The organism is Duganella sp. HH101 (genome assembly GCF_001758795.1).
GTDB classification, from domain to species: domain Bacteria; phylum Pseudomonadota; class Gammaproteobacteria; order Burkholderiales; family Burkholderiaceae_D; genus Rugamonas; species Rugamonas rivuli.
Genome location: NZ_LRON01000009.1, coordinates 17,637 through 35,636 on the forward strand (window position 1 = coordinate 17,637; position 18,000 = coordinate 35,636).

The 18,000-nt window shown below is 64.9% G+C and carries 16 protein-coding genes; 11 read left to right on the plus strand and 5 right to left on the minus strand.

The annotated features are described in order from the left end of the window. The first annotated feature begins 2 nt into the window (after positions 1 to 2). Positions 3 to 533 carry a gamma carbonic anhydrase family protein gene (locus DUGA2_RS15750; protein WP_070270517.1) on the plus strand — a complete coding sequence of 177 codons (531 nt, stop codon included), beginning with the start codon at positions 3 to 5 and terminating at the stop codon, positions 531 to 533. Here DUGA2_RS15750 and DUGA2_RS15755 read toward each other — a convergent pair. Together DUGA2_RS15755 and DUGA2_RS15760 are read right to left on the minus strand one after the other, a co-directional pair. Then, positions 518 to 1,009: a hypothetical protein gene (locus DUGA2_RS15755; protein ID WP_070270303.1), complete on the minus strand. Its 492-nt coding sequence runs from the start codon at positions 1,007 to 1,009 to the stop codon at positions 518 to 520. The genes DUGA2_RS15750 and DUGA2_RS15755 overlap by 16 nt on opposite strands. 18 nt (positions 1,010 to 1,027) lie before the next feature. Further along, positions 1,028 to 2,104: a poly(3-hydroxybutyrate) depolymerase gene (locus DUGA2_RS15760; protein WP_070270305.1), complete on the minus strand. Its 1,077-nt coding sequence runs from the start codon at positions 2,102 to 2,104 to the stop codon at positions 1,028 to 1,030. 286 nt (positions 2,105 to 2,390) lie between these two features. On the opposite strand from DUGA2_RS15760, the gene DUGA2_RS15765 reads away from it, so the two are divergent. The 6 genes from DUGA2_RS15765 to DUGA2_RS34505 all read left to right on the plus strand — a co-directional run bounded on the left by DUGA2_RS15765 (position 2,391) and on the right by DUGA2_RS34505 (position 10,131). After that, entirely contained in the window at positions 2,391 to 4,757 is a 2,367-nt protein-coding gene (locus tag DUGA2_RS15765; RefSeq protein WP_070270307.1) for a TonB-dependent receptor domain-containing protein, read from the plus strand. 10 nt (positions 4,758 to 4,767) lie between these two features. Continuing rightward, positions 4,768 to 5,937 (plus strand): hemin-degrading factor, encoded by a 1,170-nt coding sequence (locus DUGA2_RS15770; protein WP_070270309.1) that lies wholly within the window; start codon positions 4,768 to 4,770, stop codon positions 5,935 to 5,937. A gap of 132 nt (positions 5,938 to 6,069) precedes the next feature. Next, positions 6,070 to 7,356 (plus strand): selenium-binding protein SBP56-related protein, encoded by a 1,287-nt coding sequence (locus DUGA2_RS15775; protein ID WP_070270310.1) that lies wholly within the window; start codon positions 6,070 to 6,072, stop codon positions 7,354 to 7,356. Then, positions 7,337 to 8,056 carry an SCO family protein gene (locus DUGA2_RS15780; protein ID WP_070270312.1) on the plus strand — a complete coding sequence of 240 codons (720 nt, stop codon included), beginning with the start codon at positions 7,337 to 7,339 and terminating at the stop codon, positions 8,054 to 8,056. Before DUGA2_RS15775 ends, DUGA2_RS15780 begins: the two co-directional genes overlap by 20 nt. 5 nt (positions 8,057 to 8,061) lie before the next feature. Beyond that, positions 8,062 to 9,327 carry an FAD/NAD(P)-binding oxidoreductase gene (locus DUGA2_RS15785; protein ID WP_070270313.1) on the plus strand — a complete coding sequence of 422 codons (1,266 nt, stop codon included), beginning with the start codon at positions 8,062 to 8,064 and terminating at the stop codon, positions 9,325 to 9,327. A gap of 48 nt (positions 9,328 to 9,375) precedes the next feature. Then, positions 9,376 to 10,131 carry a DUF4440 domain-containing protein gene (locus tag DUGA2_RS34505; RefSeq protein ID WP_083296344.1) on the plus strand — a complete coding sequence of 252 codons (756 nt, stop codon included), beginning with the start codon at positions 9,376 to 9,378 and terminating at the stop codon, positions 10,129 to 10,131. Here the strand turns inward: DUGA2_RS34505 and DUGA2_RS15800 are convergent. After that, on the minus strand, positions 10,125 to 10,904 hold the full coding sequence (locus DUGA2_RS15800; RefSeq protein ID WP_168167798.1) for a MipA/OmpV family protein: 780 nt from the start codon (positions 10,902 to 10,904) through the stop codon (positions 10,125 to 10,127). The genes DUGA2_RS34505 and DUGA2_RS15800 overlap by 7 nt on opposite strands. A gap of 157 nt (positions 10,905 to 11,061) precedes the next feature. Here DUGA2_RS15800 and DUGA2_RS15805 point away from each other — a divergent pair, with 157 nt between their 5' ends. Next, on the plus strand, positions 11,062 to 11,754 hold the full coding sequence (locus DUGA2_RS15805) for a response regulator (protein ID WP_070270316.1): 693 nt from the start codon (positions 11,062 to 11,064) through the stop codon (positions 11,752 to 11,754). Further along, entirely contained in the window at positions 11,751 to 13,139 is a 1,389-nt protein-coding gene (locus DUGA2_RS15810) for an ATP-binding protein (RefSeq protein WP_229214700.1), read from the plus strand. Before DUGA2_RS15805 ends, DUGA2_RS15810 begins: the two co-directional genes overlap by 4 nt. Before the next feature lie 97 nt (positions 13,140 to 13,236). On the opposite strand, the gene DUGA2_RS15815 is transcribed toward DUGA2_RS15810, so the two are convergent. Next, positions 13,237 to 14,412, minus strand: coding sequence for a glycerophosphodiester phosphodiesterase (locus DUGA2_RS15815; RefSeq protein ID WP_070270318.1), 1,176 nt, complete (start codon positions 14,410 to 14,412; stop codon positions 13,237 to 13,239). Further along, complete coding sequence (locus tag DUGA2_RS15820) at positions 14,412 to 16,808, minus strand: TonB-dependent receptor (RefSeq protein ID WP_070270321.1); 2,397 nt, start codon at positions 16,806 to 16,808, stop codon at positions 14,412 to 14,414. The genes DUGA2_RS15815 and DUGA2_RS15820 overlap by 1 nt, the downstream gene beginning before the upstream one ends. A 120-nt stretch (positions 16,809 to 16,928) precedes the next feature. On the opposite strand from DUGA2_RS15820, the gene DUGA2_RS15825 reads away from it, so the two are divergent. Beyond that, positions 16,929 to 17,252 carry a hypothetical protein gene (locus tag DUGA2_RS15825; RefSeq protein WP_070270323.1) on the plus strand — a complete coding sequence of 108 codons (324 nt, stop codon included), beginning with the start codon at positions 16,929 to 16,931 and terminating at the stop codon, positions 17,250 to 17,252. A gap of 2 nt (positions 17,253 to 17,254) precedes the next feature. Continuing rightward, positions 17,255 to 17,995 (plus strand): hypothetical protein, encoded by a 741-nt coding sequence (locus DUGA2_RS15830; protein WP_070270325.1) that lies wholly within the window; start codon positions 17,255 to 17,257, stop codon positions 17,993 to 17,995. The last annotated feature ends 5 nt before the right edge of the window (positions 17,996 to 18,000 follow it).

The following is an 18,000-nucleotide window of genomic DNA, read 5'->3' on the forward strand; positions in this document are numbered from 1 at the left end:
ACATGCCCATCTCCAGCTATCTCAACACCAGCCCCGTCCTCGGCGAAAACATTTATCTGCACGCCTCCGCGCAAGTGATAGGCGACGTGCGCATCGGCCGCGACAGCTCGGTCTGGTGCAACACCGTGCTGCGCGGCGACGTCAACCGCATCGTCATCGGCGAGTGCAGCAATGTGCAGGATTTCGCCATGGGCCACGTCTCGCACAAGAACGCCGCCAAGCCGGACGGTTCGCCGCTCGTCATCGGCGATTATGTGACCATCGGCCACTCGGTGCTGCTGCACGGCTGCACCATCGGCAATGAGTGCCTGATCGGCATGGGCTCCATCATCATGGACGACGTCGTCGTGCAGGACCAGGTGATGGTCGGCGCGGGCAGCCTGGTCTCGCCGGGCAAGGTGCTGGAAAGCGGCCACCTCTACGTCGGCCGTCCGGCGCAGAAGGTCAGGGCGCTGACCGCCGAAGAAATCGCTTATCTGAAATATTCGGCGGAGCACTATGTCCGCGTGAAGAACAACTACCTGGCGGCTTGATAGTTATCGGCCCGCAGTTTCTGGCTGGCCCAATAACCATAGTCGACATCGATGTTCTCCAGCAGCGCCACGAAGTCCGTGGCCTGGCTGGCCACCAGTTCGGCCGATTGCGACACCAGGTTGCTCTGCTTCTCCACCAGCTTGGACATGGTGTTGGCTTGCCGCAGCTGTCCATAATCGTCGATCAGGATGGCGCAGCCCTTGTGCCAGTTCTGATGCTGCACATACAGCCGCTGCATGATGGCCGCCTGCAGCTGCGTCCATTCACTCCAGACGACCGGATCCCATAGCCGCGTGACCAGCGCCATCGAGACGGCGCTGTTGTTGACCAGGTGCGTGGCGTCTTTTTGCAGCAGCCTTTGCGCGGTCATGGCGTGCGCCAGGGGCGCTATCGCGTTCGATGCGATGGCTGCGGATTCGGCGGCGATGCCTGCTGTATCCCCATGCAGGCTGGTCGAGACGGGAAATTTGCTCATTGGATTCTCCTTGGTCGCTCAAGCGCACAGGCGGTCGAGCATGGCGTGTATCGCCTTGATCTGCACCGCGTGGCGCGAATAGTACGGCGACGCGGCGTCCTTGTTGCTGTATCCCCACCAATCCCAGCAGCCGTCCGGATTCTGGATGGCGCCGTTGTCCGTGCCTTCGGCTTGCGGATAGAGCACGATGATGTCGTTGCTCTCGGCGATGTTGTTGTAGCCCGTGGTCGTGATGTAGCGGTTGCCGTACGGCGGCTGGTTGGCGATGTCCGCGCGGCCGTTGACGTAGTCGGTGTAGTTGTAGCCCTGCTTGCAGCCGTGCAGCGCGATATGAACGCGCGGCGCCTTCACCGCGCCTTCCAGCACTCTGGATGGAATGTAGGCGTAGCCGAAGCGGCTCATGCTGGCCCACGGCGCATCCTCGCCGAGGAACTCCGATTGATCGAAACGCAGCAGCTGGCCGTTGGCTTGCGCTGCCGGTGCTTTCAGATCGCCGTAGATATGGCGCAGGATGTCGTGGGATTGCATGAAGCCGCCGTTGTTGATGTACGGCGGCTGGTTGGTCTGCAATTCCGAATCTTCGGGATTGTCCGTGATGATGCTGTGGCCTGCCGGCACGTCGTCGTGATAGGCGATGTTGTCCCTCTTCACGCCCAGCATTTCGTAGAACTGGCGGGTTCTCTCCACCACGTCGGAATAGACCACGTCATCCTGGCTGCCGGTGAAGATGTAGAGCCGGTCGTCGGCGAGGTTGGCGATGTCGTCGATCAGGCCGGCCTGGGCGGTTTCGCGCGCCATCTCGACCAGGCGTTGCGCGTCGGGACCGGTTTGCGGGATCAGCGGGTTCATGCAGATGTACAGGGAGTTCTCGATGCGGGCGTCTTCCGCCGTCACCAGCCCGGCGGGCTGGTAGGTCTCGGCACAGCGGAACGGCCCGCCCGCGATGATGCCCGCGCCTGCAAAGCTGGCCGAACGGGCCAGGTGCAACTGCACGGTCATGAAGGCGCCGGACGACAGGCCGGAGATGGAGTTGTTTCCTTTTGACGCCGCATACGATCCGAGTTGAACGATTTTCCCGTCTGCACTAGCAACCATCGTGGACCTCCTGTCGTGAATTTTTCGGGGGATTTGGCCTGTAGCTGCCGGCCGGGTGGAAGCGGTATTCTGCGTGCGCCTCACGGCGGACTCTTGAGCTTTATCAAGATACCTGAAGAACGGAAAGATGCAATAAGAATAATGTTTAACTTTTATCTAGCAATGCGGTCGCGGATTCTCACCACGCCGCCGCTTGTAAATGAGAATCATTATTGTTAGAATGTATTTTTGCCAGCAATCGCCGTAGGTCCGAGAGCCAGCCGTCACCCCCCACTCTTGGAATTCTATGGCCGCTATCATTTCGGGCGCCCGGCATACGGCCGCGCCTTTGTCTCCCCACGCCGTGACACTGGCGGTGCGATCCGCCTTGCTGACCTTGCTGGGCGCCGCGCTGCTGCCTGCCGCCTATGCCAACAACGCCGCCAACGCCACCAACGCCACCAACGCCGCCGACGTGACCGCCGCATCCGTGGCACTGGGCGAGATCCTGGTCAAAGCCAAACGCGACGACAGCAGCAACACCCGCAGCGGCGCCACCATCGTCATCGGCGCCGAGCAGATCGGCCAGAACAACGCCATCGACATGGCCAATCTCGCCCGCTACGCGCCGCTGGTCAGCGTGCCGACGGCGGCCAGCGGCTCCGGCAATATCTGGGATGGCGCCGGCAATACCGGCATCAACATCCGTGGCGCCGAAGGCAACCGCGTCAGCCTGGAGCTGGACGGCATCGCGCTGCCGGACGCCGCACCCAAGCCGGACGGCAACTCCACCAACGCCTTCGGCATCGGCCGCGACTACTTCGATCCCGAAACCTTCCGCGAAGTGCGCATCGGTTCCGGCACCAGCCCGGCCGGCGCAGGCACGCCCGGCATCGGCGGTTCGGTATCGTTCATCACCAAGACGCCGGAAGAGTACCTGACCACCCGCAAGCTCTACGCCGACTACAAGGCGGGCTACACCTCCGACCGTGGCGCCCGCGTGCATGCGGTGACGGCGGCGGCCACGCTGAGCGACAAACTGAAGGGCCTGATCGTCGGCGTGCACCGCGCCGGCGACGAAGGCAAGAGCCGAGGCAATGTCGCACTGAATCCCGACGACTGGACTTCCGACGCCGTACTGGCCAAGCTGAACTGGACGCTGAGCGGCAACCAGAAACTCGGCTTCACCGTCGACAACTACAAATCCACGCACGACCGCGTCTACGCCAACAAGCTGGGCCCGTCGTATCCGGAAGGCGCGGCGCAGAACTCGCGCACCGAGCGCAGCCGCTACAGCATCGAGCACCACTACACGCCGGGCTCCGGCCTGCTGTTCGATACGCTCGACACCCGCGCCTACACGCAGAACGCCTCGGTGGTCGACCTGACCCGCGCCAGCTACATCACCGGCAGCCAGCCTTACCTGCGCAACATCACGACCGGCTTCTACAACAACAGCAAGGGCCTGGCGGCGGACGCCACCAAGCAGCTGGACGCGAACAGCCTGCTGAGCTACGGCATCAGCTACGAGCAGCAGGAGAGCCGTCGTCCATGGCAGGAAGACCGCACCGTCATCAAGACCGGCGCGCACCAGATCACCATGAAGAACCGCATGGCCGACATGGACACCGACAAGCTGGCGGCCTATCTGCGCGGCGAGTTCGGCTTCGCGATGCTGGGCCACCAGGCCACGCTGACGCCCGGCCTGCGCGGCGAGCAGCGCAAGCTGCATCCGAAAAACCTGGAGGCGTACTTCATCGCCGTGCCAAGCGCGGCCAGGGAAATCAAGGATGAAACCGATTCCTTCTTCACGCCCAGCCTGAACCTGTCGGTCGAGCTGACACCGGGCTTCAGCGCCTATGCGCAGTACAGCCGTGGCACCCGCCTGCCGACCGCGGCCGAGCGCACCGGCACCTACGATTCGTTCACCTACACCGCCGCCGGCAATGCCTACGCCGTGATGGGCAATCCGAACCTGAAGAAGGAAACCAGCAACGCCTTCGACATCGGCCTGAAAGGCGCGCCGGTTCCGGGCGTGGAATTGAGCACCTCGGTGTTCTACACCAGCTACAGCAACATGATCGAGTACGCCGCGCAGCCGCTGGACCCGGTCAACTATCCGACCATCACCTTCGGCCTGTTCCGTCCGGAGAACATCGGCAAGGCCAACACCAAGGGCATAGAAGTCAGCGGCCGTTTCCAACTGGGCCAGTGGTTGGCGCCGATGAAGGGTTACAGCGTGGCGCTGGCCGGCGGCATCTCGCAGGGCACGGCGGAAAACCGCACGACCGGCAAGAAAGCCGATTTGCCGTCGGTGCAGCCGTACAAGGCCAACGCCGTGTTCGCTTATGACGATCCGGCATTGCGTGGCGGCGCGGCCTTCGCGGTCAGCACCGTGCGCGGCAAGAAGGCCGCCGATGACGTGATCTCCGACACCAGCGCCGCGCGCTTCAACGTTCCGGGTTCGACCGTGATGGACTTCACGGCCTACTGGAACATCGGCAAGCACGTGGTCCTGAACGCCGGCGTCTACAACCTCGGCGACAAGAAGTACTGGGATTACGCTTCGGCGCGCAGCCTGCCGGTCGGCACCACCACCGCCACGCTGGCCGATATCGAACGCTATGTCCGTCCGGGCCGCAACTACGCGGTCAACCTCAAAGTGATCTACTAAGGAGTTACCCATGAAAGCTCACCACCGCTTTGCCCTGGCGCTGACCGGCGCCCTGTTGCTGAACTATCTGCCAGCGGGCGCCGCCAGCCTGTCCGAACGCTACGATGCGCTGCGCACCAGCCAGCCCCGTCTGCAAGCACGCGACGCCGCCAAGACCTTGAACGTGTCCGAAGCCGACCTGCTGGCGATCGGCATCGGCAAGACCGTCACCCGTTTGCAGGAAGGGGAGAACGTGCCGCGTGAAATCATGCGCCGCGCGCTGGACCTGGGCACGGTGATGGCGCTGACGCGCAACGAGAACGGCGTGCTGGAACGCACCGGCGTCGCCACCAAACTCAAGCCGCAGGAAGAAATCACCGGCCTCGACGCCGACAAGGAAAAGGAACGCGAAGCCCGCCTGCGCAACATCGCCGGCGGCTACCTGGGCGGCGAGATCGACATGCGCTTCACCTTCAAGAACTGGAAGTATGCGTTCGCCGTCGTCCAGCCGGGCAAGGACGGCGTGGTGTCGCGCAGCCTGCAATTCTTCGATGCCCACGGCGACGCCGTGCACAAGGTCTACGTGAAGAGCGAGGCCGGCGTGCCGGTGTTCGACAAGCTGGTGGCGGACTTCCGCAACCCGGTGCAAAGCGCGGACCTGAAGGTGACGGCGGCGCCGGCCAAGACGGCCGAGAAACCGGACAGCGCCATCGACGTCAAGGAATACCAGCTGGCCTGGAACGAGCTGACCGATGTGCACCAGTTCAACCGCCTGCTGGGCGAGTTCGGCCTGACGCGCGAACAGGCGATGCGCTTGGCGCCGGCCAGTTCCGTGCAGCGCGTGACGCCGCTGGCGGTGCGCCAGCTGCTGGAAGAGTCGGCCAAGCAGAAGCTGGAGATCATGGCCTTCCTCGGCAACGAGGCGGCGATCCAGATCTACAGCGGCAAGGTCGGCAAGGTGCAGGAAGCGGGCGGCTGGTTCAACGTGCTGGACCCTGAATTCAATCTGCACCTGCGCGACAACGCCTTCAACAGCGGCTACGTGATCAAGCGCGCCGGCGTGACGTCGGTGGAATTCTTCGACAAGAATGGCGAGCTGGTGGTGAGCTTCTTCGGCGTCCGCGAGCGCAACAAGCCGCAGCCGCAAAGCTGGGTCGACATGACGGCCGCGCTGCCCAAGGCCGGTGCCGATCGCCGCTGATCAGTAGAAATAGAACGAACTTGCATGCGAAAAGCCAGCTGTGGCTTTTCGCGCAGGTCGGAAAGTAACTGTTGATTTTTCAACTGGACGATGTCAAATTGAATACATTATAAAAAATGCATGGAGACCGGAATGAAATTGCTGCCCGTCGTCAGTGTGCTGCTTTCCGTATTGCTGGCCGGCCCCGCCGCCGCCGATGAAACCTGCAACTCGCCCTACATGGCCAACCTGATCAAGGGCCAGGAGGACTACGTCCATGTCTGGACGCTGGGCATCGCGGGCGTCGGCAATGGCCAGGACAAGCTGGTGACGATAGACGTCAACCCGGCCTCGCCGACATACGGCAAGGTGATCCACTCGCTGTCGGTGCCGGGACGCGGCGACGCCCACCATGTCGGCTTCACCGAAGACCGCAAATACCTGTGGGCAGGGCGGCTGCAGGACAGCAAGATCTTCGTGTTCGACGTCGGCACCGACCCGGCCCATCCCAAGCTGGTGAAGACCATCAACGACGTGGTCGACAAGAGCGGCTTCGTCGGCCCGCACACCTTCTACGCGCTGCCGGGGCGGATGCTGGTCGGCTTCCTGTCGAACCCGCGCGACATGGGCGGCGCCACCGGCATGGCGGTCTACAACAACAAGGGCGACGTGGTGGCCCGCTACCCCAACCCGACCGACAAGATCGGCGACGTGCAGGGCGACGGCTACGGCTACGACCTGGCGATCAATCCCGGCCGCAACGCCATGCTGACCTCCAGCTTCACCGGCTACAACAACTACCGCACCGACCTGGGCAAGCTGATCAAGGATCCGGCGGCCATGCAGAAATTCGGCAACACCATGGTGCTGTGGGATTTCAAGGCCATGAAGCCGCAGCAGATCTTCAGCACCCCGGGCGCGCCATTGGAAGTACGCTGGTCGCAGGCCCCGGGCGACAACTGGGCGATCACCGCCACCGCATTGACCTCCAAGCTGTGGCTGGTCCGGCCCGATGCCGACGGTCGTTGGCAGGCGCGCGACGTTGGCCCGATAGGCGATCCGGCCAAGGTTCCGCTGCCGGTCGACATGTCGATCACGGCCGACGGCAAGGGTTTGTGGGTCAACACCTTCATGGATGGCAAGACCCGCTTGTTCGACCTGAGCAATCCTGAAGCGCCGCGCCAGGTCTATGAGAAAGTCACCGGCAAGCACGTCAACATGGTCAGCCAGAGCTGGGACGGCAAGCGCCTGTACATCACCACCAGCCTGCTTGAACACTGGGACCTGGACAACGACGACCATTTCATCAAGCTCTTCCACTGGGATGGCCGCGAGTTGAGCCAGCAATGGAAGATCGATTTCTACAAGGAGAAGCTGGGCCGTCCGCATCACATGAAGTTCAGCGCGAAGCCGGCTCCCAATGTGGCGTCGATACGCTGACATCTGGGCGCTGCTGCCGCTGCTGCTGTTGAGCGGAACGGATGGCGCGCGGCTGGCCGGCGCGGCGCAGCGGCCGGCGGCCGTGCCGCCGCAACCGATCGTGCCCGCCGCCGGCAGCTACCACCTGCCGGTGATCCAGCAGGGGCCGCGCGGCACAGTGCTCGACAGCGACGGCCGCGACATGCCGCTGGAACGCTACACCACCGGCCGTGTCACGTTGCTCAATTTCATGTACACCTATTGCAGTGATCCGACCGCGTGTCCGGCGTTGTTCGCCACCTTGCATGGCTTGCGCGAGCGCTTGCTCAACACGCCTGCGATGGCGCGGCGGGTGCAGTTCGCCAGTGTGTCCTTCGACCCCGTCAACGATACGCCGGAGGCGATGCGCCTCTACGGTGGCGCGCTGGGCAGCGCCGGCCAGCCCTTGCGCTGGCACTTCCTGACTTCGCGCTCGGTGGAGAAGCTGCAACCCATCCTCGACGATCTGGGGCAGAGCACGTCGGTGCAGCTCGACGCACAAGGCAAGCCGACGCGCTTGTACTACCACCAGGTCAAGCTGTTCCTGCTCGACCGCCAGGGGAGGGTGCGCGAGATCTACAGTCCAGCCTTCCTGCAGCTCGAGCTGATCTACCGCGATATCCAGACACTGCTGCTGGAAAAGGACACCGCCCAGGCGGCGGCCGGCCGGCGGCGGTACTAGCGGCCATGTTGACGCACAGCCCCATGTCGGCCAGGCATTCGGTGGTCATCGTCGGCGGCGGCGCGGCCGGCATCGCCACGGCGGCCAGCCTGCTGGCGCGGCAGCCCGGGCTGGATGTCGCCATCGTCGAACCGGGCGACATCCACTACTACCAGCCCGGCTGGACGCTGGTGGGCGGCGGCGCGATGCGCAGCGCCGCCACGGCCCGGCCGATGGAGAGGGCCATGCCGCGCGGCGCGCGCTGGATCAGGGCGGCGGTGGCCGGCTTCGCGCCGCAGCGCGACGCCGTCGTGCTGGCCGACGGCGGCATGCTGCACTACAGCCAGCTGGTGGTGTGCCCCGGCCTGAAGCTGGACTGGGACGCCATAGCCGGACTGTCGGAGACGCTGGGCCGCAACGGCGTCACCTCGAACTACCTGTACCGGCTGGCGCCCTACACCTGGCAGATGGTGCGGCAGCTGCGCGGCGGCCGCGCGCTGTTCACCCAGCCGGCCATGCCGATCAAGTGCGCGGGCGCGCCGCAAAAGGCGATGTACCTGGCGGCCGACCACTGGCGCCGCAACGGCGTGCTGGGCGATATCGAAATTGAATTCTGCAGCGCCGGCGCGGTGCTGTTCGGCGTTGCGGATTATGTGCCGGCGTTGATGGAGTATGTCGACGCTTATGGCATCGACCTGCGTTTCGGTCACACGCTGGTCGCAGTGGACGGCGCTGCCAGGACGGCGACCTTCCGCCGCGCCTTGCCGGATGGCGGCAGCGAGGAAATCCAGCGCGGCTTCGACCTGCTGCACGTGGTGCCGCCGCAGACGCCGCCCGATTTCATACGCGGCAGCCTGCTGGCCGATGCGGGCGGCTGGCTCGACGTTGATCCGGCCACGCTGATGCACAAGCAATGGGGCAACATCCACGCGCTGGGCGACGTCGTCAACTGCGGCAACGCCAAGACCGTCGCCGCCGCCCGCCGCCAGGCGCCGGTGGTGGCGCACAATGTATTGGCCGCGCTGCGCGGCGTCAAGCGCGGGGCGCGAGGCCTGGCGCGCTATGACGGCTACGGCGCCTGCCCGCTGACGGTAGCGCGCGGCAAGGTGGTGCTGGCCGAATTTTGCTACGGCGGCCGCTTGTCGCCCAGTCTGCCCGGCTGGCTGATCGACGGCACCCGCCCGTCGCGGCTGGCCTGGCTGCTCAAACGGCATGTGCTGCCGCCCTTGTACTGGCGGGCCATGCTGAAGGGGCGGGAGTGGTTGGCCGGGCCGGACATCGATTGCATTTAAATCAATACTTGGCTATGCTGCGCTCTCCATTGAATCAAGGACAATTCCATGTGGACACATGTAGCAAGCATAGAAACAAGCGCCACGCCGGCGGCCGTCTGGGCGTTGTGGTCCGACGTCGCCGGCTGGAAGCAGTGGAACGCCGGCATCGTTAATATCGAACTGCACGGACCGTTCGCCGACGGCACGCGCTTCACGATGCAGGTGCCGGGCGACGACATCTTCACCAGCACCCTGTTGACCGTGCGCGAGAACCAGGAGTTCACCGACGAGACCGTCATCGACGGCAACCGCGTGCTGGTGTTCCACCGCATCGAAGCGCTGCCGTCCGGCCTCACGCGCATCAGCTACAGCACCGAGATCACCGGCCCGCAGGAAGCGGAATTCGGGCCGATGGTGGTGGGCGATTTCCCCGACGTGCTGGTGGCGCTGAAGCGCCATGTGGAAATCCGCGACGCCGAGGAACAGCTACGTCTGGCCATGCAGGCGTCGGACGTGGCGGCGCTGGACCGCATCCTGGCGGAGGATTTGCTCTTCACCAACCACATGGGACAGATCATCGACAAGGCGCAAGACCTGGAGCTGCACCGTTCCGGCACGCTGCGTTTGCGCAGCGTGGAAACGGTCGAGCTGAAAGTGCTGGGCGGCGCTGCGCTGCCGATGACGTCCATCCTCGTCAAGCTCGGCGGCCAGTACGGCGGTCAGGGCTTCGACACCTTGCTGCGCTTCACCCGCATCTGGCGGCAGGCGGACAACGGCGCGTGGCAATTGGCCGTCGTCCACAGCAGCCCCGTGCTTCAGTAGGCGTAGCTGACGTAGACCGCGGCGGTAGGACTGGTCTTGCGCTCGGTGAGCGGGCTGCGCGAGGCTTCGCGCAGCAGATGGGTGGCGCCCACCATCGTGGTGATGCCCCATTTCTGGTCGAGCTTGTGCTGCCATGTCAGCATGACGTTGGCTTCGTACAGGCCGGACTTCGCCTGGTAAGCCTTGAACTTGGACGTGCTCGCCTGCTTGGCGGTGACGCCGTAGTAGGTCTGCGCGTATTTGCTGTCGGCAAAGCCGGCCCCGACGCCCAGCGAAATCTGATCTTTGGGAGCATCCAGCAAATGCGCGGTTATGCCGGTGTGGAAGGTCTTGCCGTTCTCGCGCTGCGACAGCGGGATGTCGGCGCTGACGTTCAACTCCAGCAAAGGGATCGGCTTGTAGCCCAGGCTCAGCATGGCGTTGGCGCTGCCCTTGATGTCGCCCATGCCCTTCAGGTTGGCGCTGCCGGTGTTGCCGAACAATCCTTTCTCATTCTTTTCCTTGCGGTCGCCGCGATAGCCCAGCGCCGCGCTGTAGGTCAACGGGCCGCCTTCGCCGCCGTAGCCGATGCCGCGCAGGGTGCTGGCGAAGAAGCCGCTGGCGTGGCTGTAGTCGATCAGGATCACCGGTGCGACGGCGTTCTGCTTGGAACCGGAGTAGCGCGCACCGGCGGCCACGCCGCCACCGAGCATGAGTTGGCTGTCGTCGGCCGCAACGGCCAGGGTGGGCAGCAGCAGGCAGGCGGCTGCAGCGGAGATCAGGCGTAAATTCATGGTGAAGTCCATTCAAAAGTAGTACCGGAGCCCCAATGGCCCGGTAAACTGCGTGCAGTATGTTCAACACGCATGAAGGCAATCTGAGCCTTTGATGAAGAAAGCATGAAGACGGGTCTTTAGCTCATCTTCAGATTCGGATGGTCTAATACCGCCTATGAAAATCCTGCTGATAGAAGACGACCTGGACCTGGGCAACGGCGTGCGCATCGCGCTGTCGGAGCAGGGCATGGACGTGGTCTGGGTGCGCACCCTGGACGACGCCTCACGCAGCCTGGCGCATGATGGTTGCGACCTGGTGCTGCTCGACCTGGGCCTGCCGGACGGCGACGGCCTGACCCTGCTCGCCCAGTTGCGTCGCAATCCGGTGCAGGGCGACAGCGGCGGCCTGCCGGTGCTCATCCTCAGCGCGCGCGATACGCTGGATGACCGCTTGTCCGGCCTCGACCGGGGCGCCGACGATTACCTGGTCAAACCCTTCGTGCTGGCCGAGCTGCTGTCGCGGGTGCGCGCGCTGGCGCGGCGCAGCTACGGCTTCGACGGCGAGACCATCGAGGTGCGCGGCCTGGTGCTGCATGCGCCGACGCGGCGCGTCAGCGTCGGCGGGCGCACCGTGGAGCTGACCGCCAGCGAATACGCGCTGCTCAAGATGTTGATGATGCGTACCGACCGCGTGCTGACGCGGCGCGTGCTGGAGGAACAAACGCTGCCGGGCAGCCAGACCAACGCCAGCAACACGCTGGACGTGCACATGGCCAACCTGCGGCGCAAGATAGGCGAGGGCTATATCCGCACCGTGCGCGGCATTGGCTACGTGATCGACCAGCAGGCGCGCGGCGGTGCCGCGTGATTCTGCTGCGGCGCCTGTGGCGCGTGGTCGCCGAGCCGACGCTGGTGCGGCGGCTGATGGTGGTGCAGGTGGCGCTGGTGCTGGTGATGTGGGGCGGCGTGATCGCCCTGATCATTTATGAGGGCGGCGACAGCATCAGCTATCTGAGTTCGCCCAAGTCGTTCGATGCGGTCTTCAGCGTGGCCGAGAACCTGGCCAGCCAGCCGGCGCTGCAGCAAAAAATCCTGCTCGCCTTCGACGACGCGCAGCGCGAAGATTTCGATGCCAGCGGGTTGCATTCCCTGGGGCCGATGCTGATGGTCTGGCAGGGCGGGCGCCTGATCTACCTATCCAAGGGGGCCTTTCCCGGCCTGCGCGGCAAGGGCTTGGACGAGCTGGAGACCGTGTATCTTCAAGGCGAACGCTACCGCGCACGCAGCATGCGCTCGCACCGCTCGGACACCCTGGTGACATTGGCGGCGCCGGTCGGTTGGATGAATTTATTCATGAAGATCAATTCCCGCGGCTACTTCCTGTTGCCTTTGCTGATCAGCTTGCCGCTCCTGCCCTTGCCGGCATGGTGGTCGATCCGCATCGCGATGCGGCCTTGGCGGCGGGTGGCGCAGGAGGTGGCGGCACGCGGCCCGCATGATCTGACGCCCCTGCATTTCAGGCCGCCGCACCGCGAGCTGGCGGCGATGGTCGACAGCGTCAACGCCTTGCTGCTGCGGGTCAGCCAGAGCGCGCTGCGCGAACGCAGCTTCATCGCCGACGCCGCGCACGAACTGCGCACGCCGCTGGCGGCCATGCGCGTCAATGCGGAAGCCTTGCAGGGACAGGACAACGGGCCGGTGCAGCGCGAGCTGTTGAACGGCATCCTCAGCAGCGGCAACCGCGCCGGGCGGCTGGTGGGGCAGCTGCTGCAGCTGATGCGCAGCGACGCCACCGGCGACGAGCCGCACGCGCCGCTGGCGCTGGACGCCTTGCTGCAGGACAGGCTGGCGGCCTTGTCGGGGCTGGCGTCGCGCGATGGCGTCGAGCTGGAGCTGTCGGTGGCCGAGCCGGTGAGCGTGATGGGGCAGCGCGAGAGCCTGGTGTCGCTGGTGGACAATCTGGTCGAGAACGCGATCAAGTATAGTCCGCCGCATGGCGTGGTCAGGGTGAGTTTGTCGCGGGCGGCGGGGCAGGCTTTGTTGACGGTGGAGGACCAGGGTCCGGGCATCGCGCCGGCGTTGCGCGTGCGCGTGTTCGACCGGTTTTTCCGCGATCCGCAGCAGACCAAGAGCGGCAGCGGCTTGGGGCTGGCGATTGCCGCCTCGGCGGCGGCCAGCCACGGCGGCCGCATCGAGCTGGGCGACGCACAGGGCGGCGGCCTGCTGGCGCAAGTACAGCTGCCGCTGGCGTAAATCCCGCTTTGATGGGGTCAAGTCTGACATTCGGACACGAGCTCTACAGCTATTGCTGTAGAGCTCGTGTCCGAATGTCAGACTTGACCCCAGCCTTTCAGGCGAGCGCGGCCCGGCCCAGCGCCGGGTCGTCGGTGAAGAAGCCGTCCATGCCGGTGGCGATGTAGCGCTTGATCTCGGCGATGGAACCCGCCTCGTTGCGCGCCGTATCTCCCGCATTGTTGCGGAAGTCCGCTGCCAGGAAATGATTCTCCGGACGGAAGGTCCAAGGCTCCACCCGCAAGCCCACCTTGTGCGCGTCATCCACCAGCGAGCTGGCCTGATCCAGGCTGCCGTCCTTCTTCAACGGGATCAGCGCGCGCGTCGGCGGCGCCACCACGTCGGCGTATTGGGCGATGTCGCGCAGGCCGGCCGGCGTGCACATCTGCGCGAAGGTCAGCGTGCCGCCGGCCTTGGCCACATCCATCGGCCGCACGTTCTCGGCGATCACCAACTGCATCAGGCGCAGGTTGGCGCGCTGGCCCAGCTTGCCGCGCATGTACTTCAGGTTGGCCACTTCGAACGATTGGATCTCGACCGGGTTGCGGCGCGTGTAGTCGTGCGCGGCCAGGATGGACAGGAACCGGTCTTCCAGCGGCAAACCAACGCTGGCGAAATACGTCGAATGCTTGAGCTCCGGCACCAGGCCGATGATGCGCCCGCGCGCCGCCGCTTCCGCCGCCGTGAAGTCGATGATCTCTTCGAACGTCAGCACCTGGAACATGCCGTCGTACCGGGCGCTGCCGGGACGGTACTGCGGCAGGCGCTCGACCGCGCGCAGCGTCTTCAGCTCGGCCAGCGTGAAGTCGTCGACGAACCAGCCTTCGTGGGTTTCGCCGTCGATGGTCTTGCGCGTCTTGCGGCTGGCGAACTCGGGATGGCTGGCGACGTCGGTGGTTTCGCTGAGGAAGGCTTCATGGCGCGCGACCAGCACGCCATCCCTGGTGCTGCACAGGTCGGGTTCGATGTAGTCGGCGCCGTCGGCGATGGCCTTGGCGTACGACGCCAGCGTGTGCTCGGGGCGCAGCGCGCTGGCGCCACGGTGGCCGAACACCAGCGGGGTCTTGGTCCCCGCGCCGACCGCGCCCACGCCCGGCATGCCGGACAGGTCCGGCGAGGCCGGAGCAGTGGCCGCCAGCACGGAGCCGGGCAGCATCAGCGCGGCGCCGGCGGCGGCCGCCGTCTGGATGAAGCCGCGCCGCGACAGGCGTTGAGGTAAATACAGTCCGTTCATCAGAAGTCCGCCATCAAAGTCAGGAAGCCCTGACGTGGTGCAATCGGGAAGGTATTGTAAGTCCCGCTGGCCGCGCCGACCACCACGTTCAGGCTGCCTTCGCGATTGGCCAGGTTGCTGACGTTCAAACGGTAGCGCGCGTTCTTCACCCAGCTGTTGTTCAGGAAGGGCAGCTTGCCCGATACGCCCAGGCTCATCAGGAAGTAGCTCGGCACGTCCAGGTCGTTGGTGTAGGTGGCGTAGCGCTTGCCGACGTAGTCGCCGATCAGCTGGAACTCGGTGTCGGCCACGGTCATCGTGGCGACGAATTTGTTCATCCACTCAGGGCTGCCCGGCACGGCCTTGCCGGAGGTCGGCACGACATCCTTGCCGTTGTTGTAGTTGTCCGAGTAGGTCGAGCGGTTGAACGACACCGCATCGTAGAACGAGAACATGCGGCCGAAGTGCAGCGTGCCGGAGATGTCGATGCCGTCGGTCTTGACGCTGCCGACGTTGGCCAGCACCGGATTGCCGCCGATGATGGAGGTGATCACCGGCGTCGGGCTGATGGTCAGCAGGCGGTCCTTGAAGTCGACGTGGTACAGGTTGACCTGGCCATCGAAGGCCTTGAGCGGGCCCAGGTCCAGCTGGTGGCTGGTGCGCATGCCCAGCTCATAGGTGATCGAGGTCTCGGGCTTGGCGCTGCTCTTGAACAGGTCGAACGCGGCCTGGCTCGCCAGGCTCCACGGCGAGGCGCCGCCGCCGCCGTAGGTGACGAACTGGCGCATGTTCTTTTGCACGTTGACGAACATCTGGTCTTGCGGCGTGATGTCCCAGCGCGCGCCGACCTGCGGCAGGAACCATTTCTTGGTGATGATCTCGCCGACCGGCAGGGCCAGCGAACCGTTGGCGATGGCGCCCTTGGCCGGCTGCACCGGGAACTGGCCGTCGGCAAACTGCAGGCTGGACTTGAAGCCGGCTTGCAGCGCCAGGTCGTCGCGCACGCGCCATTCGTCCTGCACGTGGATCTGCGCGACCTTGTTGTTGATCTCGCTGCCGTACTGCGTGATCAGCGGATTGCTCGGACGGTCGTACGGCGAGCTTGGGTTGTTCACGTCCAGCGCGTACCAGCGGCGGTAGGCCGACGAGCGGTTGTGCTCCAGCCACAGGCCGCCTTGCAGCTTGTGGTTGCCGAATTCGCTGGTCAGCGTGGACAGCCAGCCGTTGCGGTTGATCGCGTATTCGGTGGTGCGGGTGGCGTAGCCGGAGTTGCCGAACACCTGCTTCAGGTTCTGGCCCGGGAAGTAGACCGCGAACAGGCCAGGCAGGCCGGCCACGCCGATCGGGCCGGCCACCACGCCGACGCCGTCGTCGTTGTGGTAGTAGACCTGGTTGGACCAGGTGGTCGATTCGCCGATGTTCATGTCGAACTTGGCGTAGGTCAGGTAGTCCTTGCGCTGGGCGTCGCTGTAGTAGTTGCGGTAGTTGTTGCCTTCGGCCGCAGGCGTGGCGCCGGTCGGCGACAGGTAGCTCAGCGCGGTCTGGAAGTTCGGGTACATGAACGGACGGGTGTACGGCTGGTACTTCTCGGTGGCCGAGCGCACGGTGGCGTCTTCGTTCGGCTCGATCTTGTCCGAATAGTTGAAGAACAGCGTCAGCTTGCCGGCGTTGCTCTGGTTGACGAACTTGGCGTTGACCTGGTCGCCGCCCTGGCGGCCGTTGAAGTCCCAGGCCTTCTGCTCGTGGTGGACGGCCGAGATGTAGGCGCTGTTGCCGCTGCCGAAGTCGCCGGTGTCGTAGCGCAGGAAGGTGCGCGAGGTGTTGTAGCTGCCGACGGTCTGCTGCACCGCCAGGTTGCGGCTGCGCTGCGGATCGCTGGAGAAGGTCTCGATGGTGCCGCCCAGGTTGCTGGTGGACGCGGTCGACAGGTCGCCGGCGCCGGACGACAGGATGACGTTGCCGACGTTCTCGCTGATGACGGCGCGCTGTGGCGACAGGCCGTTGTAGTTGCCGTACTGCTGGTCGCCGAGCGGTACGCCGTCCATGGTGTAGCCCAGCTGCGGGCCGCTGAAGCCGTGGATGAACAGCGACAGGTTCTGCTCGTTGTTGCCCCATGGGTCGGCGGTCTGGAAGCTCACGCCGGGCAGGGTTTGCAAGGCCTTCAACGGGTTAATGCCCGGCAGGATCTTCTGCATGTCGCCCTTGGTCAGCGCGACCGAGGAGCGGGTTCTGCGGGTGGCGATCTCGATCGTGGCGACCGGAGCGGCAGCGGCCGCTTCGGCTTCCGTAGCGTGGCCGGCTGCGGTAGCCGGTGCGTCGGCGGCCATGTCGGCCACGGCGGCGGCGACGTTGGCGGCCATCGCCAGCATGGGGAAGCTCAGCGCGGCGAAGCACACTGCGGATAATTTCTTGTTCATGATCGGCCTTGAATACCAGTTGGAGGGAAATGAAAACTTTGCGCATGATAGGCACTGAGTGTTACCGGATCATGACGCCGGTGAGATACACTGCTGGCTGCAAATAGAGAGAGGATCACGATGCGCAAACTTTTGATGCTGGCGCTGGCGGGGTTGGTAGCTCAACTGGCCGGCTGCTATACGGTGAACCAGGCCGCGCTGGGCAACTTCATCACGCAGACGGTGCAGCCTGGCATGCCGCTGGATCAGGCGCTGGTGCGCATGCGGACCGAGGGCTTCTACTGCAATACCAGTTCGGCCGGCACGGTGACGATCTGCACCCGCAACCAGGAGCGTTTGCTGCGCGGCTCCTGCGTCGAGCGGGTCGATCTGGTGCGCAGCACCACCTCCGCCCAGACCCTGGGTTCCATCGACGTGATGGAAATCCGCTGCGCCAAGTACTGAGCATGGATACCAAACCGGGCTTGCGGGACTGGGCGCTGGCCGCGATCGGCACCATGTTTGTCCTGATGGGGGCGGTGATACTGCCGCGCGACCTCAATACCGGCGTGACGACCATCGCCTTCTTCGGCATGTGCGCCGCAGTGGGGATCAACACGATAGTGCGCAAGCGGCGCTATGCGCGGCAGCGGGTGGATGGGATCCAGGTCGTCGGCGGCGTGCGCATCCGGCCTTCGCGGCTGCGGCTGGTCTTGTTCGGCGGCTTGCTGCTGGGCTTGGGCGTCGTGTTGCTGGTCTTCAGTCCCGCCGCGCCGTACCTGGTCTGGCTCAGTTTTTGGGTGATCGTCGGCGTGGGCGCGCTGATGCTGGCCGGCGTCGCCGTCGGCTATCTGCCGAATCAATACATCGAGTTCACGCCGGAAGGATTGACGTTGGGCGTGCGGGGCTGGACGGTGCTGTTGCCATGGGAGCGGATAGCGCGGGTGTCCGCCGGCGAGATGCACAGCAATCCGGTACTGCTGCTGTCGCTCGATGCGCCGGAAACATGCGACGTCAAGCCGCCCGCCAAGCTGGGTAAGTTCATGAAGTACGTTGGGCAAAGCCGTGGCTGGACGGGCGCCGATATCTTTCTGCTGACGACGCACTTCGGCATCGATTTGCCCGTGCTGGTCGGCGCCATCAGCCGCTACGTGGCGGACCCCGCAGCGCGCGCCGAGCTGGCGCCGCCGAAGGCCTTGACGGAGTGACGCCG